This window comes from Colwellia sp. 75C3 (assembly GCF_002836255.1).
Lineage (GTDB): Bacteria > Pseudomonadota > Gammaproteobacteria > Enterobacterales > Alteromonadaceae > Colwellia.
Genome location: NZ_PJAU01000038.1, coordinates 13,883 through 39,403, shown reverse-complemented (window position 1 = coordinate 39,403; position 25,521 = coordinate 13,883). Strand labels below are relative to the sequence as shown.

The 25,521-nt window shown below is 40.6% G+C and carries 13 protein-coding genes; 8 read left to right on the top strand and 5 right to left on the bottom strand.

The window, feature by feature from the left end:
* Positions 1–359: 359 nt before the first annotated feature.
* Positions 360–1,208: a 4'-phosphopantetheinyl transferase family protein gene (locus CXF85_RS08885; protein WP_101228179.1), complete on the bottom strand. Its 849-nt coding sequence runs from the start codon at positions 1,206–1,208 to the stop codon at positions 360–362.
* A gap of 397 nt (positions 1,209–1,605) precedes the next feature.
* On the opposite strand from CXF85_RS08885, the gene CXF85_RS08880 reads away from it, so the two are divergent.
* The 7 genes from CXF85_RS08880 to CXF85_RS08850 all read left to right on the top strand — a co-directional run bounded on the left by CXF85_RS08880 (position 1,606) and on the right by CXF85_RS08850 (position 22,676).
* Positions 1,606–2,472, top strand: a complete 867-nt coding sequence (locus CXF85_RS08880) for a transcriptional regulator (protein ID WP_101228178.1) — start codon at positions 1,606–1,608, stop codon at positions 2,470–2,472.
* 65 nt (positions 2,473–2,537) lie between these two features.
* Entirely contained in the window at positions 2,538–10,904 is an 8,367-nt protein-coding gene (locus CXF85_RS08875) for a type I polyketide synthase (RefSeq protein ID WP_101228177.1), read from the top strand.
* A complete protein-coding gene (locus CXF85_RS08870) occupies positions 10,905–13,634 on the top strand; it encodes a PfaB family protein (RefSeq protein ID WP_101228176.1) in 2,730 nt (909 codons plus the stop codon). It abuts the gene before it with no gap.
* 15 nt (positions 13,635–13,649) lie between these two features.
* Positions 13,650–19,760: a hotdog fold thioesterase gene (locus CXF85_RS08865; RefSeq protein WP_101228175.1), complete on the top strand. Its 6,111-nt coding sequence runs from the start codon at positions 13,650–13,652 to the stop codon at positions 19,758–19,760.
* Positions 19,761–19,980: 220 nt separating this feature from the next.
* Positions 19,981–20,268, top strand: a complete 288-nt coding sequence (locus CXF85_RS08860) for a GIY-YIG nuclease family protein (RefSeq protein ID WP_101228174.1) — start codon at positions 19,981–19,983, stop codon at positions 20,266–20,268.
* A 432-nt stretch (positions 20,269–20,700) separates the two neighbouring features.
* Positions 20,701–22,299 carry a PfaD family polyunsaturated fatty acid/polyketide biosynthesis protein gene (locus CXF85_RS08855; RefSeq protein WP_101228173.1) on the top strand — a complete coding sequence of 533 codons (1,599 nt, stop codon included), beginning with the start codon at positions 20,701–20,703 and terminating at the stop codon, positions 22,297–22,299.
* Between the two features lie 71 nt (positions 22,300–22,370).
* Positions 22,371–22,676 (top strand): hypothetical protein, encoded by a 306-nt coding sequence (locus CXF85_RS08850; RefSeq protein WP_101228172.1) that lies wholly within the window; start codon positions 22,371–22,373, stop codon positions 22,674–22,676.
* 80 nt (positions 22,677–22,756) lie between these two features.
* On the opposite strand, the gene CXF85_RS08845 is transcribed toward CXF85_RS08850, so the two are convergent.
* Genes CXF85_RS08845 through CXF85_RS08835 form a run of 3 tightly spaced genes read right to left on the bottom strand, consistent with a single transcriptional unit; the run spans position 22,757 to position 24,108 of the window.
* The gene (locus tag CXF85_RS08845; protein ID WP_101228171.1) at positions 22,757–23,107 is read right to left on the bottom strand and encodes a 5-carboxymethyl-2-hydroxymuconate Delta-isomerase; all 351 of its coding nucleotides are present in this window, start codon (positions 23,105–23,107) and stop codon (positions 22,757–22,759) included.
* Positions 23,092–23,502 (bottom strand): VanZ family protein, encoded by a 411-nt coding sequence (locus tag CXF85_RS08840; protein ID WP_101228170.1) that lies wholly within the window; start codon positions 23,500–23,502, stop codon positions 23,092–23,094. The genes CXF85_RS08845 and CXF85_RS08840 overlap by 16 nt, the downstream gene beginning before the upstream one ends.
* Positions 23,503–23,544: 42 nt before the next feature.
* Entirely contained in the window at positions 23,545–24,108 is a 564-nt protein-coding gene (locus CXF85_RS08835) for a dihydrofolate reductase family protein (RefSeq protein WP_101228169.1), read from the bottom strand.
* Positions 24,109–24,213: 105 nt separating this feature from the next.
* Here CXF85_RS08835 and CXF85_RS08830 point away from each other — a divergent pair, with 105 nt between their 5' ends.
* On the top strand, positions 24,214–24,615 hold the full coding sequence (locus CXF85_RS08830) for a YkgJ family cysteine cluster protein (RefSeq protein ID WP_101228168.1): 402 nt from the start codon (positions 24,214–24,216) through the stop codon (positions 24,613–24,615).
* Positions 24,616–24,670: 55 nt separating this feature from the next.
* Here the strand turns inward: CXF85_RS08830 and CXF85_RS08825 are convergent, their stop codons facing one another.
* A complete protein-coding gene (locus tag CXF85_RS08825; protein WP_101228167.1) occupies positions 24,671–25,465 on the bottom strand; it encodes a PhzF family phenazine biosynthesis protein in 795 nt (264 codons plus the stop codon).
* Between the last annotated feature and the right edge of the window lie 56 nt (positions 25,466–25,521).

Here is a 25,521-nt window from a genome sequence, read left to right as displayed (position 1 = left end):
GATTAGCTCCATAAGAACACTTTACGCCTTGTGGAGCTAGAGGGATACCCCTTATGTATGTACAGTTAATCTCAAAGTAAACGTTAAGACTATTTTGCTATTAAAATACTCTATATTAAAACCGATTAAACTACTTACTCTCTGGATCAAAAAACGCGACTTAGTTATCTCAATCGCGTTTAGTTAAAGCTGGGTATGGGATGAAATCACCAGAAGAAAAGTACAACTTTAAGGTGGATCACTTTCTGGTTAACTCCTATATCAGAGTTTTAAAAAACATCGCTGAAAATGAAAATACTCACCTATGTTATGGTCCTGTAATAATCAGAGACTGTGAATGAGTAAATAAATATTTACCGCTATATTTCTTGATAACCAAGTAAGGGCAGGGTATCAAAAAAGCGTAATTGGTAATCAGTCTTTTGATTATCGGCCTTAGTTCTCAAAGATAAAGCAATACGATGTTCTTGTTTTTTATCTATGGCTGCTGATGGGTAAATTAACCAGCTACGCCAAATTTGTGGTTCATCAACTCTATGCTGGGCAAAGCTTAGGCTAATATCCTGCTTGATGGTAAACAAGTTTTTATAGTGTTGTTCTGTATCGTTGATATTGAAGCTAAAGTCGGTAAGCGGTATTGCTAAGCCTAACCCCCAGGCTTTGATATAGGATTCTTTTAAGGTCCAATAATCAAAAAAACGATGTCGTTGCTCTGCTTCAGGCAGTGCGAAAAGTTCAGTGCTTTCTTTCGGGGAAAAATAACGTTCAGCAATAGCCAATACATCATTACTCCTCCCAGTATTTTCTACATCACAGCCAATATCATCTTCAAGGGTTACTGCACAAATAATTAGATTCTTTGTATGACTAATATTAAAACGTATTGGCAATGGGCAATTAATCACTTCAGGTTTGTCTTTAGATCCTTTTTCAAACTGCCAATCTTGCGGTGATAGATCAGCATAATAGCTTAATAAATCACGTATGAACGCACGAGTAATCAACGCATCGTGCCTGTCTTTAGCGAATTTATAGCGTTGCTGTTTAGCTAATTCTGTACTGGTGAGTAATGTTGAGTAGGTTGCTAACAATTCATCATTACCCAGTAACTCTTCTGGCTTGGTCATCCATAGATGAATTTCGTTGCTCGCTAGGGTTAGTTGCTTTTTTGATCGAGTAGAAAGGTCAGATTGAGAAAAAAAATTCATAGAAGTATCGGTAGCTTGTATTGCTTATTTAACGGGTGATTAATGCTTGATGAGACGATATTTTATCATAAAGAGTGCGAGGGTAATTTGTTTTTATGAAACTTTTTAAAATTAATTATTATAAATTTAAAAGACTAGTTGCTGTTAACGTCCACTATTTAGGGTGAATATGTTGTGATAGTACCGATATCTTGCCAACTGGTCGAACAGATGAGTTAATACCTTAGTCTATAAATGGGTAAAGCTTGTCTCGGGTGATTGTGTTGGGTTTGAAACCTGTGTATATTAGCCGCGTTATATCGTTAATGCGCCTTTGTTTTTTGTGAAATGAACGGCTGCCTGTCTACGGGAAGTGATTTACGAAGAGTTATTTACCTAAAATAATAAACGGATGAAAATGAGCAAACAGGCTAAAAGTACTTCCACTCAACATGCCAACGCCACTACCACACCGGAGATGCGCGCATTCATCCATGAATCTGACTTACCTACGGCTGTGCTTGCACGGTTATTAAAAGTTTCAGAATCTACCGTCCGTAAATGGCGTAAACGAGAATCCCTTAGCGATGCGTCCCACGTGCCTAAGCAGCTAAATACCACTTTAAGTGAAGCACAAGAGTATGTTGTGGTTGAACTGAGAACACGCTTATTACTATCCCTTGATGAATTGCTTGCTGTGTGTAAGCAATTTATTAATGCCAATGTGTCTCGTGCAGGTTTACAACGATGCTTAAAGCGTCATGGTGTTTCTCGTTTAACTGATATGCAGGGCGACATGGAAGGTAGCGACGAGAGTTATGATGCCGATGCATCACCAACAGCGCCAGAAACAGTACGCGTAGTACTAGAAGATACCCAAGCTCATCAACAACTCACTTCAGATATTTCCCCCAAAGCAATGCGTGAAGTATTGAATCGCGCTAACAGCCTAAATGAAGATGAAGTGGTGCAAGTAAAAGTAACCCAAATTCCAGATTTTTCAGCAAAGTCTAAAGAACAACAGAATAAATGCCGTTTATTAATTGCTAATGATCCAACGTCAAGTTGGGTCTATGTCGATATTTACGATGGCAATGAAAGTGAAGCCGCTAGCCGTTACATGAGCTACGTACTCACTAAAGCGCCTTTTCATATCCGCCGAATATTAGCGGGTAATTACAATGAATTCTTAAGTCGTTTTCGTTTATTAAATGAAAGTCCTGATGAGGCAACTTCCACGTTCTCCTCGAAAAACTTTCACGGGTCTGATACTGAAACAGAGTAGCTACCTAAACGAATAGCGGAAATGCAACCAAACAATACAAAAAATATAACTTTAGAGTAACCACAATGACTAAAAAGCAACAACCCACAGCTAATAACCCAGTGTTGAGTGAAGCAGACGAAAAAACCTTTAATTCACGTCTTCAAGAATGTCCAATCGCGATTGTTGGCATGGCTTCTATTTTTGCTGATGCGAAAAACTTAGAAGATTACTGGGATAACATTTTTGAGTCAGTTAATGGCATTAAAGATGTGCCTAAAAGTCAGTGGGACACCGATGAATATTACGATAGTGACCCAACAGTAAAAGATAAAACCTATTGTAAACGTGGTGGCTTTTTACCTGAAATAGATTTTGACCCAATGGAGTTTGGTTTACCGCCAAACATTTTAGAGTTAACCGATATTTCTCAGTTATTGTCTTTAGTGGTTGCGCGTGAAGTACTTAACGATGCAGGCATTGGTGACGGCTCTGGTTATGACCGTGACAAAGTCGGTATTACGCTAGGTGTCGGTGGCGGACAAAAGCAAATTGCGCCATTAACGTCTCGCTTGCAAGGGCCAGTACTTGAAAAAGTATTAAAAGCGTCAGGCGTTGATGCTGAAGATCGCGCGATGATCATTGAAAAATTCAAAAAAGCTTACATCGGCTGGGAAGAAAACTCGTTCCCTGGCATGTTAGGTAATGTTATTGCCGGTCGTATTGCTAATCGTTTTGATTTTGGTGGTACTAACTGCGTAGTTGATGCGGCATGTGCCAGTTCATTATCTGCCATCAAACTAGCCGTTTCTGATTTATTAGAATACCGCTCTGAAGTGATGATTTCTGGTGGTGTTTGTTGTGATAACTCACCATTTATGTACATGTCTTTTGCGAAAACGCCGGCATTTACCACTAACGATGATATCCGCCCATTTGATGTTGATTCAAAGGGCATGATGATTGGTGAAGGTATCGGTATGATGGCCTTTAAACGTTTAGAAGATGCTGAGCGTGATGGCGACAAAATTTATGCTGTGCTTAAAGGTATTGGTACGTCAAGCGATGGTCGTTTTAAATCTATTTACGCGCCACGACCTGACGGCCAAGCAAAAGCGTTAAAACGTGCTTATGATGATGCCGGTTTCGATCCTAAAAGCTGTGGTTTAATTGAAGCACATGGTACGGGCACTAAAGCAGGCGATGCCGCAGAGTTTAGTGGTTTATTAAAACACTTCTCGCATAACAATGATGCTACTCAACATATTGCCTTGGGCTCAGTTAAGTCTCAAATTGGTCATACAAAAGCCGCCGCTGGCGCTGCAGGTATGATTAAAGCGGTACTTGCTTTGCATCATAAAGTATTACCAGCAACTATTAATATTGATACGCCAAACCCGGCGCTTGATATTGAAAACAGCCCGCTGTATTTAAACAATGAAACACGTCCATGGATGCCAAGAGAAGATGGTTTACCACGTCGTGCAGGTATCAGCTCGTTTGGTTTTGGTGGCACTAATTTCCATATGGTATTAGAAGAGTACCAAGCTAAAGCAGCAGGTAAGTACCGATTAAACGCAGTACCACAAACATTATTGTTTAATGCGAAAGATGAAGCGACATTAATTACCTTACTGAATAATTGGCAAAGTAAATTAAGCGTAGGCAGCGATGAACAAGTTTTTGTATTTAATGCCTTAGTTACTGAGCATCAGTTAACAACACCTGAAGCGAATGAAGTACGTTGTGGTTTTGTTGCTAAAAATGCACTTGAAGCAGTAGACATGATCAACATCGCATTAAAGCAGCTTTCTGTTAATGCTAATAGTGAAGCTTGGACAACACCAACAGGGCTTTATTACCGTAAATCTGCCTTAGCGACAGCCGGAAAAGTGGTTGCTTTGTTCTCAGGTCAAGGTTCACAGTACCTGAATATGGGCCGTGAATTAGCCTGTAATTTCCCAACAGTGATGCAAGCTGCTAGTGACATGGACAGCCAGTTCTCTGCTGCCGGTTTACCACAGCTTTCATCTACCAGTTACCCAATTCCTGTTTTTAACGCTGATGCAAGAAAAGTGCAAGACGAAGCTTTACGCTTAACACAGCATGCTCAACCTGCTATAGGTACCTTCAGTGTCGGTTTGTATAAAACCTTTACCCAAGCTGGCTTTAAAGCAGATTTCACTGCAGGTCATAGTTTTGGTGAATTAACGGCATTATGGGCAGCAGGTGTATTATCTGAACAAGATTATATGATGCTAGCACGCAGCCGTGGTCAAGCCATGGCTAAGCCAAGCGCTGATGATAACGATAATGAAAGTAACAGTTTTGATGCAGGTACTATGGTTGCCGTTGTTGGCGAGCCGGAAAAAGTTGCAGCGGTTATAAAAGACATTGCTGATATTTCTATTGCCAACTATAACTCGAATAATCAAGTGGTTGTGGCCGGTGTTACCAGTCAAATTGTTGTTGCTACCCAAGCACTAACAGCAGAAGGTTTTAAAGTTGTACCTTTACCGGTTTCAGCAGCCTTTCATACGCCATTAGTTGCTCATGCTCAAAAGCCTTTTGCACAAGCAATTGACCGCGCCAAGTTTACTGCGCCATCAATTCCTGTTTTTGCTAATGGCACCGGTAAAGCGCATTCAAATAAAGCGACGGATATCAAAAAGGCGCTTAAAAAGCACATTTTAGAATCGGTTCACTTTAATAAAGAAATAGAAAATATTTACGCTGACGGTGGTCGTGTGTTTGTCGAGTTTGGTCCTAAAAATGTATTAACTAAGTTGGTTGATAATATTTTACAAGACAAAAACGATGTCGTGACTATTGCTGTTAATGCCAATGCTAAAAAATCATCAGACAAGCAACTAAGACAAGCCGCGGTACAACTTGCGGTATTGGGTGTTAGCTTAGATGATATTGACCCGCACAACGCAGTAAAACGTCCTTTAGCTGCGGTTAAAATGTCGCCTTTAGCGATGAAATTAACCGGTAAGTCTTATGTTAGTGCTAAAACTGAAAAAGCATTTGCTGATGCATTAGCTGATGGCAGAGTAGTGAAACAAGCAAAAGCGACGTCACATGCTGCACCTGAACGCGTTGTAGAGAAGATTGTTGAAAAAATCGTTGAAGTAGAACGTATTGTTGAAGTTGAAAAAATTGTCTATCTGAACGCCGATGGTACTATCGCAGATGGAACCCAAGTTAGTCAGCCGAGTCCACAACTAATAAATAGCGGTAATAACGTTGCTGCTGATATTGAGCGTAGTGTCAGCCAATTTGTAGAACATCAACAACAAGTGCTTAATGTACATGAACAGTACATGCAAGGGCCAAAAGATTATGCGAAAACAGTTGATAGCGTACTAACCGCGGTTGCTAGCGATGTACCTGAAAGTGTAGAGCGTACGTTGAATATGTATCACGACTTTCAATCTCAAACATTACGAGTTCATGAGCAATATCTGAATAATCAAAGCGATAAAATGTCGACTATGTTATCGGGTAAAGTGTTATCGAATGAAGCACCGTTGACTAAAACGGTGCATTCAAATAACCCAGCACAGCTTAACGCGCCACAACAAACGCCAGTAGCCATTGTTACTGCGCCATCAGTTGTTAACCAAGCGGCAGCGATAGCTAAACCTGTAACTTCACAAGTAGCTAAACAAGCAGCTACAGCAGTAACTAAGCCAGTAGCTCCACAAGTTGTAGTATCTAAAGCTGCGGTAGTTGCAACCGTAGCAACTGTTACTACGCCGGCGACACCAGTATTAGATTTAGCACGTATCCAAACCGTGATGATGGAAGTGGTTGCTGATAAAACCGGTTACCCTACTGAAATGTTAGAGCTTGGCATGGATATGGAAGCTGATTTAGGTATTGATTCGATTAAACGTGTTGAGATTTTAGGTTCAGTACAAGAAATCATTAACGACTTGCCAGAGCTTAACCCTGAAGATTTAGCTGAACTACGCACCTTAGGTGAAATAGTTAGCTACATGCAAAGTAAAGTAACTGCTGCGCCAGTAGCGACTGTTACAACGCCAACAGCATCTGCACCCGTTATTGACCTTGAACACATCCAAACGGTAATGATGGAAGTAGTAGCCGATAAAACCGGTTACCCTACTGAAATGTTAGAGCTTGGCATGGATATGGAAGCCGATTTAGGCATTGATTCTATTAAACGTGTTGAAATTTTAGGTTCAGTACAAGAAATCATTAACGATTTACCTGAGCTTAACCCTGAAGATTTAGCTGAGTTACGCACCTTAGGTGAAATAGTCAGCTACATGCAGAGTAAAGTTGAAGCCGTCCCTTTAACACAAGCTGCACCCGTAGTTATACAAGCGGCAGTAGCGACAGTTGCTATAGATTTAGACCACATTCAAACCGTGATGATGGAAGTCGTTGCCGATAAAACCGGTTACCCCACTGAAATGTTAGAGCTTGGTATGGATATGGAAGCTGATCTTGGTATTGACTCGATTAAACGTGTTGAAATATTGGGTGCGGTACAAGAAATTATTGAAGATTTACCTGAGTTAAACCCAGAAGATTTAGCTGAGTTACGTACCTTAGGTGAAATAGTTAGCTACATGCAAAGCAAAGTAGAAGCTTTACCCGCGGCATCAGTAGTTACACAAGCACCATCAGCAACCGTTGCCATTGACCTTGACCACATCCAAAACGTGATGATGGAAGTAGTCGCCGATAAAACCGGTTACCCAACTGAAATGCTAGAGCTTGGCATGGACATGGAAGCAGACCTTGGTATTGATTCAATCAAACGTGTTGAAATTTTAGGTGCAGTGCAAGAAATCATTGAAGACTTACCTGAACTAAACCCTGAAGATTTAGCCGAGCTACGTACTCTAGGTGAAATAGTTAGCTATATGCAAAGCAAAGTAGCGGCATTACCTACAGCAGAAATCGCACAGGTGGCAACGTCTGTAGCAGTAACTGAAGCGCCAGTAGCGACAGTTGCTATAGACCTTGACCACATCCAAAACGTGATGATGGAAGTGGTTGCTGATAAAACAGGTTACCCACCTGAAATGTTAGAGCTTGCCATGGATATGGAAGCTGACTTAGGTATCGACTCGATCAAACGTGTTGAAATCTTAGGTGCAGTGCAAGAAATCATTGAAGACTTACCTGAGCTTAACCCAGAAGATTTAGCTGAGTTACGTACCTTAGGTGAAATAGTTAGCTACATGCAAAGCAAAGTAGCGCCATTACCTACAGCAGAAGTTGTAACACAAGTACCAACAACATCAACGCCAGCTATTGACCTTGACCACATTCAGAATGTGATGATGCAAGTAGTCGCTGATAAAACAGGTTACCCACCTGAAATGTTAGAGCTTGCGATGGATATGGAAGCTGACTTAGGTATCGATTCTATCAAACGTGTTGAAATCTTAGGTGCAGTACAAGAAATCATTGAAGACTTACCTGAGCTTAACCCTGAAGATTTAGCTGAGTTACGTACCTTAGGTGAAATAGTTAGCTACATGCAAAGTAAAGTTGCACCGGTACCGCCAACTACACCTACACCACCGACATCTCCATCGTCGTCAAAAACTGTAGCAACAGAGAAGTCAGTAACGTCTATTAGCACGGTTATCGCAGACCCTGCACCGAGTGCCGTTGTTGCCTTACAGGCATTGTCGTCGGTAACTAAAATAGTGCAAGACTTCAACGTTAATGGTCATACAGAGCAACCCAATGCACTTGTCGTTGATGATGGCAGTGGCGCCGCAGTAGCGGTAAGTTCAAAGCTACTTAAAGAAGGCTGGCAAGTTACGGTATTAAAACCTAATTGGCTGGTCGCGAGTTCTAAAAAGACATTTAACAAAGCGGTTAACCTAGTTGAAATAGGTAGTAACGACAAAACTGTAGATGAAGAGCAAGTAAAAAAATTACTTGAGCAGCATGCACAGCTTGATGCGGTTATTTACTTGCAAGCTAAGAACACGGTTAACAGTATAGATAATATCGAATATGCAGAAGCGGCGAAACAAGGCCTAATGCTAGCGTTTGTATTAGCCAAACTATGTCAGGTTAAATCGGCTAAAGTGGCTCGCGCTTCTTTTGTTGTAGTGACCAGACAAGGCGGAACGCTTGGTTTTACGAACACTGGCAGTGCCGGCGAACAAAATATTAAAGCAGACTTACACGCTGATTTAGTACAAGGCGGCTTAGGCGGCTTAGTAAAAACACTTTCTCATGAGTGGCGCGCATCAGATACAGACCTTGGCGTATTTTGTCGTGTTATCGACCTATCAGCTAAATTAGCAGCGGATAAAGCGGCAACAATTATCTGTGATGAATTGCTTGATATTAATACGTCACTTATTGAAGTGGCACATGACACCGATAACCTAAGCCAAAATTTAGGTAAACGTTTAACGCTTGTTGGCGTAAAAACTGACAGTTATGCGTTAGAGCAAAAAGTAACTTTAGACAGTGATAGCATCGACAGCAACTCTGTATTCTTAGTGAGTGGTGGCGCTAAAGGCGTTACCGCACACTGTGTTATTGAAATAGCCAAGCAACATAAAGCAAAATTCATTTTACTTGGCCGTTCACCACTGCTCGAGAGTGAAGCTGAAAATAGTGAAGACAGAGGTACTGAGCCAAGTTGGGCGAATGGTCATCACGATGAAGTAGCGCTTAAAAAAGCTGCGATGCAAGTATTAATTGCCTCAGGTGAAAAACCAACGCCAGTTAAAGTAACGCAATTTGTTCGTCCAATTTTAGCCAATCGTGAAATTGTTCAAACACTAACTGCAATTAAAGCCGCAGGTGGACATGCACAATATGTTGCTGCCGATGTTACTGATAGTCAAAGTGTTAGTGATGCTGTCGCTCCTGCATTGGCAGCACTCGCTGGAACATCAGCAGCGCCATTATCAATCACAGGTATTATTCACGGTGCCGGCGTTCTTGCTGATAAATTTATCGAGCAAAAAACATTAGCTGAATTTGATGCAGTTTACCGCACTAAAATTGATGGTTTATTATCATTGATGGCGGTATGTCAGCCAGAAAATATTAAACATTTAGTGTTGTTTTCATCAGCGGCAGGTTTCTACGGAAACCCTGGTCAATCAGATTATTCAATCGCTAACGATATTTTAAATAAAACAGCGTACCGTTTTAAGGCGCAACATCCTAATGCTCAAGTATTGAGTTTTAATTGGGGTCCTTGGGATGGCGGTATGGTTACTCCTGAACTAAAACGTATGTTCAATGCGCGTGGTGTTTATATTATTCCACTGGATGCAGGTGCTAAATTATTAGTGAGTGAGTTAAATGCTAATACTAACCGTTGTGCGCAAATTCTTGTTGGTAACGATTTATCTAAATCACCAGAAAATAACGAAGAAAAAGCAGCACAAGGGTCTTCACTAAAAAAGTCACAAGTTAGTCGTTTATCAGCGCGTGTTATTAAAACACTGCAAGCGACTAACAATACTTTTTTAGCAGATCACGTTATCGGTGATGACCAAGTATTACCAACAGTTTGTGCCATCGCTTGGATGAGTGATGCAGCGCAAAGTGTTTACTCTGAATATGTTTACCAAGGCATAAATGATTACAAGCTATTCAAAGGCGTAACCTTTGATAAAGAAACCTTAGCTAAGCATGAGAGCAAAGACTTCTTCATTGACATGCAAATTGATATGAATAGCCAAGTAGATGGCGGTGATACCTTATTGATTGATAGTAAAATATCATCAGTTAATGATGCCGGTAAAATCGTCTTTCATTACAGCGGACAAGTCGTTTTAGTTTCTAAAACGACTCTACCCACTGAAATAGCAAGTTCTGCAGCGCTTTCAGTTGTTAATGGGGTAGCAGATAAGTTAACGGCTATTACTGCTAGCGAAGCGAAAGCGTTATACCAAAATGGCACCTTATTCCATGGTGAAAGTTTGCAAGGCATTACCCAAGTTATCGAGTGTGATGAAAATGGCTTACTTCTAGGTTGTAAAGTGCCTGAAGTCGCTCAGCACAAGCAGGGCGACTTTCCTATTTCCACAAGTCATAACACCGCAGGTAATATTTTTGCTAACGATCTCGCTTATCAAGCCATGCTCGTTTGGGTAAAAAGAGAACTTGGTTTAGGTAGCTTACCGTCAAGCACGCAAGCGTGGCATGTTCATGCTCAAGTAGAGCTAGGTCAAACTTTTTATCTACAATTAAAGGTTGTACAAAGTAGTCCTAAAGGTCGTTCTGAAGGTAATAGACGTGGCAAGTTAGTCGCAGATATCAACTTTATCAGTGAAAATGGCTTGTTATTGGCTGAAATGAAGTCAGCTAAAGTCACCGCTAGCGACAGTTTAAATGACATGTTCTTACCTGCAATTTCTGTTACCAAGGTGGATAACAGTAATGATGATGCTGTGGTAGAAAAAGCAGAAGGAATGGCCAAGTAAATGCTAACTAATGAAATAGCCATCGTTGGTATTGATAGTCAATTTGCTGAGTTCGCTAATATTGACCGCGTTGCTCGTGCGCTTTACGTTGGTAAAGAGATAGGTAAAGAGGTAGGTGAAGACTTAAGCAATGAGATAAGCATAGCCAATAGTACTCTTGCTGATGTTATCAATGATTCTACAGCGCGTATGTTTGGCGCACTCTCTTTTAGTGAACTAGCTGAGCAAGAACACAACAGCGTGATAAAGCAGCTGGATGTGATTGTTATCAGTGAGCAATCACTTGATCTTGAAAGCAATGTTAAAGCTGAAGGTCATATCAATAGTGTGGCCGTGGTTAGCCAGTTAAGTGAAGCATTGACTCTGGCGCTATCGTTAATCGACAAAGGCAGACTCGTTGCACTAGTAGGATTAAACATAACGAGTTTAAACAAAGATGTTGAGCAGCGCAGTGTTGAGCCAAGCAATACTATTAGCTTTGATAGCGACTTTGCAGGCTATCAATCAGCTTCTGGTATTGCCAGTCTATTACTTGCGCCGCAAGCAATAGCACAACAACTTCAACTGCCTACTTATGCTCAGCTTAATGGTTTGTCGATTTCAGCTGTCAATGCTGATGCCATGAAGGAAGCTGTGCTCGAAGCGCTAAAAAGTATTGACGAAAAGCAAGTTGCGTTAGTTGAAGTCTCAGCCCTGGAAGATGAATTTCACAGTGAATTAGAGTCTTCAGTATTGCTTGAAGCTTACCGTGATGTCTATGCGGGAGAGTCGCTAACGCGCGCTATTAGTTGTGTACGTAGCATTACCGGAGAGGGCGCTGGGTTTTCTCAAGTATTAGGATTACTACGTACTGTTATTGCACTGCAGCAACGTTATATTCCAGGTATCAATAATTGGCAAGCACCCAAAGCAGAGCAATTAGTCAATTGGCAATCATCAAGTTTTTACTTACCGACAGAATCGAGAACGCGTTATCCTAATGCTGATGGTAGCAAGCACAGTGCTGCGTATAGCTGTTTAACCCAAGACAGTTATTGTCATTTGGTGTTATCGGAACATGCTCTTGAGAACCAAGATGACGACATTCGTTTAAACGGATTTATTGCCAGTAGCGAGCTGCATTTAGTACTTGTTAATGGTGAAGATGAAGCAGAGTTGCAACAAAAGCTTTCACAGCTAGCCGCGTTATTACCAGCAAAGAAAGGCCATGATGATTTAAAAGTGATGGCCGATCAGCAATATCAACAGTACTTAACAACGTCGACTAAAAAGTATTCTATTGCATTACTGGCTGAATCGAATGAAGAGTTAACAAAAGAAGTTCAGTTGGCTCAGCAAGGCATAAAAAACGTTTTTATTAATTTGTCTCAAGCTGAACTAGGCAAAGTTACACCTAACGCCCAGACTCAGTGGAAAACGCCTAAAGGCAGTTATTTCAGCGCAGAGCCTGCTGTTAATTCTGCAGAGGAAAGTAGCGTTCAAAGCTATTCAAATAAGAGTAACAATGTCTGTTTTATGTACCCAGGTATTGGCGCAACGTATGTTGGTTTAGGTCGTGATTTATTTCAGTTGTTTCCTGAGATTTATACCGACGTTGCAAACTTAGCTGATGATATTGGTAGCAGTTTAAAAGATACTTTATTGAACCCGCGCAGTATTAGTCGACTTGATTTTAAAGCACTTAAACAACGTGATTTAGACCTACGTGGCAACCTTGCCGATATTGCCGAAGCAGGGGTTGGTTTTGCTTGTGTTTTTAGCAAAATATTTACCAAGGTATTCAAACTTAATGCTGATTTCGCCACAGGATATTCCATGGGTGAAGTTAGTATGTATGCTGCATTAGGCTGTTGGCAGCAACCGGGTTTAATGAGCGCTCGTTTGGCAAACTCGGCTACTTTCAATGAACGACTTTGTGGTGATTTATTAACGCTACGTGAGCGTTGGAATTTACCCTTACCAAATAGCAAAACTGAAGAGACTGAAGCGCCAATTTGGGAAACGTATACCATTAAAGCGACGTTAGCTCAGGTAGAAGCTGCGTGTATTGGTGAAACACGGGTCTATTGCACCATTATTAATACCCCAGACAGTGTTTTGTTAGCAGGTTTTCCTGCAGATTGTTTACGCGTAATTGACAAGTTAGGCGTTCGAGCCATGGCACTTAATATGGCCAACGCTATTCATAGTGCGCCAGCAAAAGCGGAATACGATGACATGGTGGCGTTATATACCATGGCGGTAAATGCTCGTATTAATACTAAGTTGTATTCAAGTTCTTGTTATTTACCTGTCCCACAATTAAGTAAAGCAATAGCTCACTCTATTGCGAAGTGTTTATGTGACCGCGTCGATTTTCCGCGTTTGGTCAATACGCTTTACAATAACGGTGCTCGCGTTTTTATTGAAATGGGTCCCGGTCGCTCACTGTGTAGTTGGGTTGATAAAACCCTTGAACATGAAAATAAGCATCAAGAAGTCACGCAAGTAACAGGCAGTAGTAGTAAAACCAGCGTATCAGTGCCGGTAAATGCCAAAGGCGTTAGTGACGAATTAACGTATTTTCGTGCTATTGCAAAATTAGTCAGTCACGGCGTAAAGCTTGACCTTAATAGCTTATTTTATGGTTCGATTGTCATTGATAAAAAGCCGACAAATAAAGTCATGGCAACGACAGACCATAGCGCTAATACAGCACAAAAAAAATCACTACCAGTTAGTGATAGATAACAATAAGAGAAATACATGGAAAACATAGCCGTAGTAGGTATAGCAAATTTATTTCCCGGTTCAAGTGCGCCAGAAGAGTTCTGGCAACAACTGCTGAATAAGCAAGATTGTCGCAGTAAAGCTACCCATGAACAAATGGGCGCGGATGTAGAAAAATACACCGGAAAAAAAGGTGACACTGATAAGTTTTATTGTGTGCATGGCGGTTATATTCGAGGTTTCGACTTTGATGCCCAGCCTTTTTGTCACAGCACTAATGTTTCAAACACTAATGATTTAACTAATAATGATTTAAGCAGTGACTATTTAAACCAACTTGATGACCTAAATAAATGGTCTTTGTATGTAACGCAACAAGCACTTGTTGATGCAGGATATTGGCGTAGTGATAAATTAGAAAACTGTGGCGTTATTTTAGGTAATTTATCTTTTCCGACAAAATCGTCGAATCACTTATTTATGCCTTTGTATCACCAAGTGGTTGATGACACGTTAAAACAAGTGATTGATAACGACTTTGAACTGACGCCATTTTCAAAAAATGAATCTGAACAGCTAGTCCACGAAGACAATGCGTTAGTGGCAGGTTATCCTGCGGCATTGTTAGCAAAAGCTGCAGGGTTAGGCGGAGCACATTTTGCTCTTGATGCGGCATGTGCCTCAAGCTGTTATTCAGTAAAACTGGCTTGTGATTATTTGCATACCGGAAAAGCCGATATGATGTTGGCTGGCGCGGTATCTGGCGCTGATCCTATGTTTGTTAATATGGGTTTCTCTATTTTCCAAGCTTACCCAGCGAATAACATTCACGCACCGTTTGATAAAAACTCTCAAGGGCTATTTGCCGGCGAAGGTGCAGGCATGATGGTACTTAAACGCCATAGCGATGCTGTGCGAGATGGCGATAAAATTCACGCTATTATCAAAGGTGGCGCACTATCTAACGATGGTAAAGGCGAATTTGTGTTAAGCCCTAATACCAAAGGGCAAGTACTGGTCTATGAACGTGCTTATGAAAATGCAGAAGTAAATCCAGCGGATGTAGATTACATAGAATGTCATGCTACAGGTACGCCTAAAGGTGACAATGTTGAGCTGGGTTCAATGGAAACCTTCTTCTCCCGTTACGGATTTACTGAAGAAAATAAACCTTTATTAGGCTCAGTTAAATCGAACCTAGGTCACTTACTTACTGCGGCAGGTATGCCTGGTATGACTAAAGCTATTCGTGCACTTAATGAAGGGAAAATTCCTGGCACCATTAATCTTAATGAGCCATTAAGCTCTAAAAAAGGTTATTTTGGTGCGGCACAAATGCCAACACAAACTGTTGATTGGCCGACAAAGTCAGGCGCAATGGTTAATCCGAAAAAACCACGCACTGCAGGTGTCAGTGTATTTGGCTTTGGTGGCTCTAATGCTCATTTGGTTTTACAAGAGCCAACTCAAGCGCTTTCAGCAACCAGTAAAGTGGCTAAGCCAGCACAATCGTTAGCTATTGTCGGTATGGATGCACACTTTGGCTCAGCGTATAATTTATCAACCTTTAAAACCTTACTCGATAATAAAGCGACCACTTTTAGAGAGTTGCCGGCAAAACGTTGGAAAGGTATTAATAACAATACCGCGGTAATGAATGCCTTAGCCTTGAACAAAGCGCCAATGGGCGGTTATGTTGAAGACTTTGATATTGATTTTTTACGCTTTAAAGTACCGCCAAATGAGCAAGATTGTTTGATCCCTCAGCAATTGATGATGATGAAAGTTGCGGACAATGCCGCGAAAGACGCTAACTTAACACCCGGCAGTAATGTCGCGGTCTTAGTTGCTATGGGTATGGAGTTAGAGCTACACCAATACCGTGGACGCGTTAATTTAACTACGCAAATTGAAGACAGCTTGTTGCAACAAGGCATAGAACTTAGCCTTGAACAACGCGAAACACTCACTAACATTGCCAAAGACGGTATTGCTTTTGCCGCACAGCTTAACCAATACACCAGTTTTATTGGTAATATCATGGCGTCGCGTATTTCAGCTTTATGGGATTTTTCAGGGCCAGCAATTACTGTGTCGGCGGAAGAAAACTCTGTTTATCGCTGTGTTGAATTAGCGCAGAACTTATTTCAAACAAGTGATGTTGATGCCGTTATTATTGCGGGTGTCGACCTTGCTGGCTCAATAGAAAACATAACATTACGTCAACATTTTGGTGAAGTAGATTCAAGTAATCTTACACAGCAAGTATCAGGCAGCTCACCGCTTGATAACTCACTTCTAAATAATAATCAATGGAAAGTAGGTGAAGGCGCCGCAGCCTTTGTGCTTAAGCCAGAAAATACCGTTGACGAGCAGGGCACGTATGCCACGATTGATGGCATTGCCTTTGTTAATGATAAAAGCGCACAAGCGATTGAAAAGGCGGCCAGTAACGCGCTTGCTCAAGCTAATATTAATGCGAATGATATCAGTCAAGTAGAAGCACACAATAGTGGCTTTATTAGCGAGAATGACGCTGAAAAAGCAAGCTTACCTGCTTTGTATCAAGGTAAAGCTATTAGCTCAGTGAAAAACCAAATAGGTCACACCTTTAATGCCTCAGGCGCTGCCAGTATTATTAAAGTAGCATTGGCTTTATCTGCCCACAGCAATAGCAGCAGTACTCGTAGTAACGGCAAAGAATACAGCGCGATTAATGGCTTAGCAAAAGACGGCAGTTGTGCACATCTTGTTTTATCATCAAGCGCTAATTCACGAGCAAGAGCAACTAGTCCGTCAGAGAACGCTGTAAATAAAACAGGCGTTAAAAAAAGGCCACAGTTAATAAAGACTATCGCTTTAGGTGGTAATGCTATTGATGAAACGATTATAAAAGCCAGCCAACAGCCGAACGTTAGCTCGAATTTTTCTGCTATCAAAGCAGCTTTCAATACTCGTCAATTATCGGCAATAGCGGAACCAAAGCAGCTAGCTAAAATTGACCTTGCTCAAATCAAACCTAGATTTAGCCAAATGAAAAATACAGTACAAACAATGCAAAACACTCAAGCAAGACAAAGCCATGAAACAGAATTAACAGGTTCAAGCGGAGCAACAGTGAATAAACCAACTAACGTTATTACCAAAAATATTACCCCAGAGATAAGCACTCGAATTAGCCAAGTAAGCAAAAGTATCAGTCAAGAGACAGCAACGCATAAAGCGTTCTTAACTAATCGTCAACTCGCTCAAGAGCAAATTTCTAAAATGCTGGCGCTACAAGTTGAAGCCGTTACCATTCGTACCGCTAAAGCCGTTAATATGGTTATTTCAGCAACTTCGGCTGAAGCCACGCCAGTATTAATCCCAGCGTCAACGCAGCAACTAACACCAGTGGTAGAAAGTGTTGAGTCTGGTATTAATGGCTCTTTTCAAGGTTCCTTTAAAGTGAAAGGTCCAGCAGGTTATCAATACGCGCCTTTACAACTTAAAGAACGCTTTAATCAACCCAGTGAAATTATTTGGGATACCGATGATTTAGTTGAGTTTGCAGAAGGTGATATCGGTAATGTATTTGGTGAAGATTATCGTATTATTGATAGTTACTCGCGCCGTGTACGTCTACCTACCACAGATTACTTATTGGTTTCGCGTGTAACGGCACTTGACGCAACGGTGAATGAATATAAAAAGTCATACATGTGTACAGAGTATGATATTCCAGTTGATGCACCTTTCTTAATCGATGGTCAAATTCCTTGGTCAGTGTCGGTAGAATCAGGTCAATGTGATTTACTGCTTATTGCCTATATCGGCATTGATTTTCAAGCCAAAGGTGAGCGTGTTTACCGTTTATTAGATTGTGAACTTACTTTCCTTGAAGAAATGGCTTTTGGCGGCGAAACACTGCGTTATGAAATTCATATTGATTCGTACGCTAGAAATGGCGAACAATTATTGTTTTTCTTTCACTACGATTGTTATGTCGGTGATAAAAAAGTATTAATCATGCGCAACGGTTGCGCAGGTTTCTTCACCGATGAAGAACTAAAAGACGGTAAAGGTGTTATTCATAATGACACCGACAAAGCGCAATTAGCCGATGCTAAAAAATCAGTGTTTACGCCATTAATGCAACGTAATCGTGATATTTATGATTATGCCGATATGATGAAACTGGTTAATGGTGATGTTGCCGGCTGCTTTGGTGATAGTTATGATCAAAAAGGTCGTAACCCATCGTTAAAATTCTCATCTGAAAAATTCTTAATGATTGAGCGCATTACTAAAGTGAATGCTGCTGGCGGTCATTGGGGTTTAGGTTTACTTGAAGGGCAGAAAGATTTAGACCCACAGCATTGGTACTTCCCGTGTCACTTTAAAGATGACCAAGTTATGGCTGGCTCATTAATGAGTGAAGGTTGTGGTCAAATGGCTATGTTCTACATGTTGTCATTAGGTATGCACAGTGGCGTTAATAACGCGCGCTTCCAACCTATGCCGGGCGAGTCTCAAACAGTACGTTGTCGCGGCCAAGTATTACCGCAACACAATACGTTGACTTACCGTATGGAAGTGACAGAAATGGGCATGAAACCTTTCCCATTTTTAAAAGCCAATATCGATATTATTCTTGATGGCAAAGTTGTCGTGGATTTTAAAAACTTATCAGTGATGATCACCGAGCAAGATGACAATTCTCCTTATCCAGTAACCTTGCCTGATAACGTTAAACTTGTTCAAGGCATCAGTGAAGAGATTAGCGAAAAACAGTTAATCACTCAATCTTCAAGTCAGAGCATCAATGCAGAACTAGATGAGCGTGGTATTGCGCCATTCAAACATGCACATCGTCCATTAATGAAAGTGATGTCTGATTTAGGCGCGCCAAAAGAGAAAGGTGTAACACCTATTCAGCATTTTGAAGCGCCTATGGTTGACGGACAAAATCGTGTCCCTAACCAAGCACCGTTTACTCCATGGCATATGTTTGAATTTGCGACCGGTAATATCTCTAAATGTTTTGGTCCTGATTTTGACGTTTACAAAGGTCGTATTCCACCACGTACCCCTTGTGGCGATTTACAAGTAGTAACACAAGTTGTTGAAGTACAAGGTGAACGCTTAGATCTTAAGAAAAAATCAAGCTGTATCGCTGAATATTATGTGCCAAGCGATGCGTGGTACTTTACTAAAAACAGCCACGAAGGTTGGATGCCGTATTCATTGATTATGGAAATCGCCTTACAGCCAAATGGCTTTATTTCAGGTTACATGGGCACAACATTAAAATACCCAGACAAAGATCTATTTTTCCGTAACCTTGATGGCACAGGTGACTTGATTAAGCAGGTTGATTTACGCGGTAAAACTATCGTCAATAAATCTGTCTTGTTAAGCACAACAATTGCTGGCGGCATGATAGTGCAAAGTTTCACTTTTGAGCTTTATGTCAAAGATGAAAGCGCAGCAGCACAATCACTAGAAAGTCATGAACTGTTCTACAAAGGCACAGCTGTATTTGGTTACTTTGGTGGTGACGCATTGACCAATCAACTCGGTATTGATAATGGCAGAATTACTCATGCTTGGTATGTAGACAATTGTGTAGAAGGTAAAACGCCATCAACACAAGTTGAAGAGATTGATTTACGTGATCAACAATTATCGTATTACCAAGCACCAGCGAACAAACCGCATTATAAATTAGCGGGCGGACAAATGAACTTTATCGATACCGTTTCAATTGTTGAAGGTGGTGGTAGTGCAGGTGTCGCGTATGTGTATGGTGAAAGAACCATAGATCCTACCGATTGGTTCTTCCGTTATCACTTCCATCAAGACCCGGTAATGCCTGGCTCTCTAGGTGTAGAAGCGATAATCGAGTTAATGCAAACTTACGCATTGAAAAATGACTTAGGTAAAGCGTTCACTAACCCACGTTTTAGTGCACCAAATAGTGTGGTTAAATGGAAGTATCGCGGACAAATCACGCCGCTGAACAAGCAAATGTCATTAGACGTGCATATTACCGATATCGTGCATGAAGCCGGTGAAGTACGTTTGATTGGTGATGCGAATTTATCTAAAGATGGCTTACGTATATACCAAGTTAAAGATATTGTCTTATCTATCGTAGAAGCATAAATAATAGTTAATACAAGCTGGATACAGGACCATATGCTCCATGCATTGTCTAATAAGTGGCATCCGTGCCACGTCCGACAAGTAACTTCGGGTATGACGTAAATAAGTAGAGAGTTTACTTAATAGTGAGGAACAAGCCTCTCAGCCGTCATCCTCGAGCTCACTTAATCGAGGATCCATTGTATTAATGTGTTGAGAGTCAATTATCAAGGACGATAAGATGATACAACCTGCGGTCTATATACTGGCTAGCAAAAAAAATGGCACGTTATATATCGGAGTAACAAGTAATCTAGTAAAACGTATTTGGCAGCATAAGAATAAAATTGTCAGTGGTTTTACGGAGGATTATCGAGTTAATACATTAGTTTATTTTGAACAATTTGATGATATGTATGCAGCGATAACGCGTGAAAAACAATTGAAAACTTGGGGTAGGGCATGGAAAATTAGCTTGATAGAAAAGGCTAACCCCCATTGGAATGATCTTTACGATGACATTTTATAGCTAGAGAATGGATACTCGATCAGACACTTCGAGTATGACAGTAAATATATGGATGTATGCGATAACTAGACAAGTGTTACGGCTAGGCATGATGATTAAACTCAAGCCTCACAGCCGTCATCCTCGAGTTCACTTAATCGAGGATCCATTACTCTTTATGTACTTAAGATAAAGATAATAAGAAAATGAACTGGATACAGGACAATATGCTCCATGTATTGTCTTATAAGTGGCATCTGTACCACGTTCGATTAGACACTTCGAGTATGACAGTAAATATATGGGTGTATGCGATAACTAGACAAGTGTTACGGCTAGGCATGATGATTAAACTCAAGCCTCACAGCCGTCATCCTCGAGTTCACTTAATCGAGGATCCAGCTCTATGAACCAATTTAAGAATAATACTAAATAAAAGAATTAGGAAATAACATGTCAAACATCGAATTTAATAATGCCAGAGCCATTGATTGGGCATGGAAAGTTAACGCGAATGACGTTAACAGTAATGACGCGCAAATCAAGTCTGCGTTAATGGATTTAACCAAACCCGTGTATGTTGCAAAATCTGCGACTAGCTTAGGTGTGGTAAATACTACCGCAGCTACAGGTGATACTGATGTCTTAGCGTTTGCCCAAAAGCTTACGCCGCAAGATTTAGGTGATGACGCCTATAAAAAGCAACATGGCGTTAAATACGCTTATCATGGCGGCGCTATGGCTAATGGCATAGCCTCAGTTGAATTAGTGGTCGCTTTAGGTAAAGCTGGTTTCTTATGTTCATTCGGTGCTGCTGGTTTAGTACCTGATGCAGTGGAAGATGCGATTAAACGCATTCAGGCAGCATTACCCAATGGCCCTTACGCGGTTAACTTAATTCATGCTCCAGCGGAAGAGGCTTTAGAGCGTGGCGCAGTTGAGCGATTTTTAAAACTTGGTGTTAAAACCGTTGAAGCCTCAGCTTACTTAGGTTTAACCGAACATATTGTTTGGTATCGATTAGCGGGTTTAAGCGAAAACAGTGACGGTAGTGTCAATATTGGTAATAAAGTTATTGCGAAAGTATCTCGTACGGAAGTAGGGCGTCGCTTTATGGAGCCTGCACCGCAAAAGCTTATTGATAAATTACTTAGCCAAGGCAAGATAACTCCAGCCCAAGCAGAGCTATCAAAACGTGTTCCTATGGCTGATGATATTACCGCTGAAGCCGATTCAGGCGGTCATACCGATAATCGTCCTTTCTTAACGTTATTACCAACTATCATCGCGCTTCGTGATGAAGTTCAAGCGCAATACAACTTCTCTCCGGCATTACGTGTTGGGGCTGGTGGTGGTATTGGTACCCCTGAATCTGCCTTAGCTGCATTTAATATGGGCGCCGCCTATATTGTACTTGGCTCAGTAAACCAAGCCTGTGTTGAAGCGGGTGCTTCTGAGCATACTCGTAAGTTATTAGCTAATGTCGAAATGGCCGATGTAACCATGGCTCCTGCAGCTGATATGTTTGAAATGGGCGTAAAATTACAAGTCGTTAAACGTGGCTCAATGTTCGCTATGCGTGCTAAAAAGCTTTACGAGCTATATATTAACTACGATTCAATTGAAGCTATTCCAGCGGAAGAGCGACTTAAGATTGAAAAACAAATATTTAGATCTAATCTCGATGATGTTTGGGCAGGCACTGAAGCCTTCTTTACTGAACGTGATCCTGATATGTTAGCTAGAGCACAATCGAGCCCTAAACGTAAAATGGCGTTAATTTTCCGTTGGTATTTAGGCTTAAGTTCTCGTTGGTCAAATACCGGTGAAAAAGGCCGTGAAATGGATTATCAAATTTGGGCAGGTCCAAGTTTAGGTGCCTTTAATAGTTGGGTAAAAGGTACGTATTTAGAAGATTATACCCGTCGTTATGCCGTTGATGTCGCTTTGCATATGTTAAAAGGCGCAGCCTACTTACAACGCGTTAATCAGTTAAAACTACAAGGTGTTAGTTTAACGACGGAACTTGCAGGTTATCGTAGCGAAGATTAACGTTATAATGCTTCACAATGTTAAGTGGCAAGTACAGTTTTAAAATAAAAATAAAAATAAAAGGAAACATGATGCCAACATGTACTGAATTTGCAGTTTTTGAGGTTAAACAAGCTAACTTAGCGCGTGTACTCGCGTTAAGTGAGTCACTATTTCTTGAAATTAATGCTGATAATAAAAACATTATTGCCCATGAGATATTAGTGAAAACTGATAATGCTGAAGAAGTATGTTGGCATTTAACTTGGGCTAATATTGAAGCCGTAGAAGCAAGTTCATACAAATGGTCAACTTACCCAAGCGCCGCAGAAATCGAAAGTTTAGTGGGTAAAAAACTTTATTATGGCCATTTTGTTGCTGTGGTCGCTAATCAATAGTAACCGAAAATATAGGGAGGGCATGTTGACAACTAAACTGTCTTTAGGCCTTCCCTTAAACTTCTTTTATATCGCTAGTGTTAGGTAACAACCTTGGCATAGGTAGTACGGTCAATATCAACCACTTCCACCGAAATAGAACAGCTCTTCAACGCCAGTGTTTCTAAGCTTGAAAGTACCACGTTTGATAACATCTTCTTTTGCTCAGTATTACGTCCAGATAGTATCTTTAACGTCACGTGAATGAAATCAAGCTGGTCAGCCCCGCTTTGCAAGACGCCCGTTTGGTATTGAGTAAACGGTAGTGCGCGTACTTTTATATCACTACCATCTTTTTCAAATAATAAGGATTCAAGGCTGGCGCTAAACACTAAAGAGATTAGTGCATTGCTGTCAATAGATGATGAATGCTCAATTATGCAATGAGGCATCTTTTTCTCCTGTATTTCTTTAAATAACTTGTCACAACATTGAAAAATAGGATGCCTATAAAATCGGCTGATAAATCCATTAAGTCAAAGGTTCTATTGGGGATAAAGTATTGACTGCACTCTTCAATAACAACAAAGGTAAACACTAAAGCTGTACCTAAAAAGAGTTCCTTAGAATACACTTTGAACGATTTAAGCTTGAAGGCTACATTTGTCGCGAGCGTTAATAGGCCAAATAAGCAGAAGTGTCCTAACTTATCACCATAAGGAATACTGGCGACAAATTGAAAAAGCACACTGTTTTGTCCCGTATTGGCTAAATAAATCACCCAAAGAATAAAGCAAAAGAAAACTATTGCACACAGGGGGATAAGCGTCTTTAAAGCGTGAGTCATATTTTATTTCTTAGAGTTATCATTTTGTTGGAGACATATTGTTTATGAATAATTGACACGATATTTAACTTGAATGAAATCATTAGGGAAAGCAACTGACTCAGCCCCTTCGAGCTTGACGTGATGATTTAGCTTTCCGAATAAGGGAAGGCCATCACCAAGTAATATTGGTGCTCTGGTAATAGTCATTTCATTAATTAATTTTAAGTTGATAAATGAGGTAATGGTGGCGCCACCATCAATATAAGCATGTTTGTATCCTTTTTCAGACAGCTGATTTACTAGCGCATTAATATCACCGGCGACCATTTCAACTTTACCTGCTAAGTTTTCTGGCGGCTCAGTGAGGGAGTTACTCAGGGCATAAATCTTAATATCACGGTAAGGCCATTGCTCAGCCGGAATATCAAAGCTTGAAATCACTTCCATACACTTTCGGCCCATGATCATACAATCGACTGAGTTGATAAATTCAGTAAAACCCATATCTGGATTTTCACTCATATCTGCATCGGCTTTACCAGCTGTATGTAGCCAATCAACACCACCATCGGGCGTAGCGATATAACCATCAGCGCTTGTTGCAATGTAAACGGAACATTTCATCAGTTTGCACTTCTTTAGCGGGTATTAAAGTCTTACTAAGAATAGCAGAAACGGTAACTGCAATGATATAATATGACGCTGTAAATTAAGTTTAAGTTACTCATTATGAAAGATTGTAATCAATGCGGAAAATGTTGCATCAAGTACGGAGGAGGGGATCTTTCGGCAACAAAAGAGGAAATTGATCTATGGGAGATATTTAACCCTGAAATATTCAAATATGTTAAAAATAATGAAATATGGTTCGATCCTGAATCTGGCGTAAGCTTAGATACTTGTCCCTTTCTTGATATTGCGCCTAAAAAATCCCCGTCAGCGCCCAATATGTATACCTGCAGTATTTATTTAGACAGACCTGAAGATTGCCGTCATTATCCGAGTTTAATTGCTGAAATGATCAGAGATGAATGTGAAATGATTGAAGTCACTGATTTAAATAATACAAAAAAAGCGCAAGTAAAGTTAGATAAATTGATGAGTGATAGTCGGCCACCAAGTAACTCATAGGTAACTTGGTGGCTAACTTTATTTTATCCGTTTTAAGAGCATGTTCAGCACGCCTTTATATGGTGATCTCACCTACCATATAATCAATCGCATTTCCGGTCAGGATAACTCTGTCTTTATTGAGTTCACACAAAACCAGGCCACTGCGCATTGAAAGTTGTCGAGCTGTTAACGTTTTTTTGTTGAGTTGTTCTGCCCAATATGGCGTTAGTTCACAGTGGGCAGAGCCGGTAATCGGGTCTTCATTAACCCTTAATTTAGGGAAGAAGCACCGACTGACAAAATCTACATCAACATCATTTGCTGGCGCGGTAACAACAACGCCCCTTAAATCAATATTCAACCACAGAGAAAGATCAGGCGCTAATTTCTGAACGTCTTCTTCACTATTTAGCACAATAATATAATCAAACGCTGATAATATTTGTTTAGGTTGTACATCACCCAAACCCTTAATCAAGCTTTCGGGAATAGTTGAATTTAATTCAACAGGCTCGGAAGCAGGGAAGTCCATGCTGTAGCCTGAAGTTGTTTGGCAAACAATCAGCGTGCCACTTTTAGTTTGGAAGTTAATTTGAGCTTTGCTGTAGCCTAAATGTTTATATAAAACATGAGCACACGCTAACGTTGCATGACCACATAAATCAACTTCTTCTAATGGGGTAAACCAACGCAACTGAATATCATTTTCTGCATACACAAAAAATGCAGTTTCCGATAAATTATTCTCTTCAGCTATTTGTTGAAGTAGCTCATCATCAAGCCAATCATTCAATGGAATGACAGCTGCGGGATTTCCTTCAAAAGCCTTTGATGCAAAGGCATCAACTTGATAAATCTTTAATTTCATAATACACCTAAAGGAAAATTAGTGAGTAAAGTATAACTTGCCGTTTAACAGCTAAA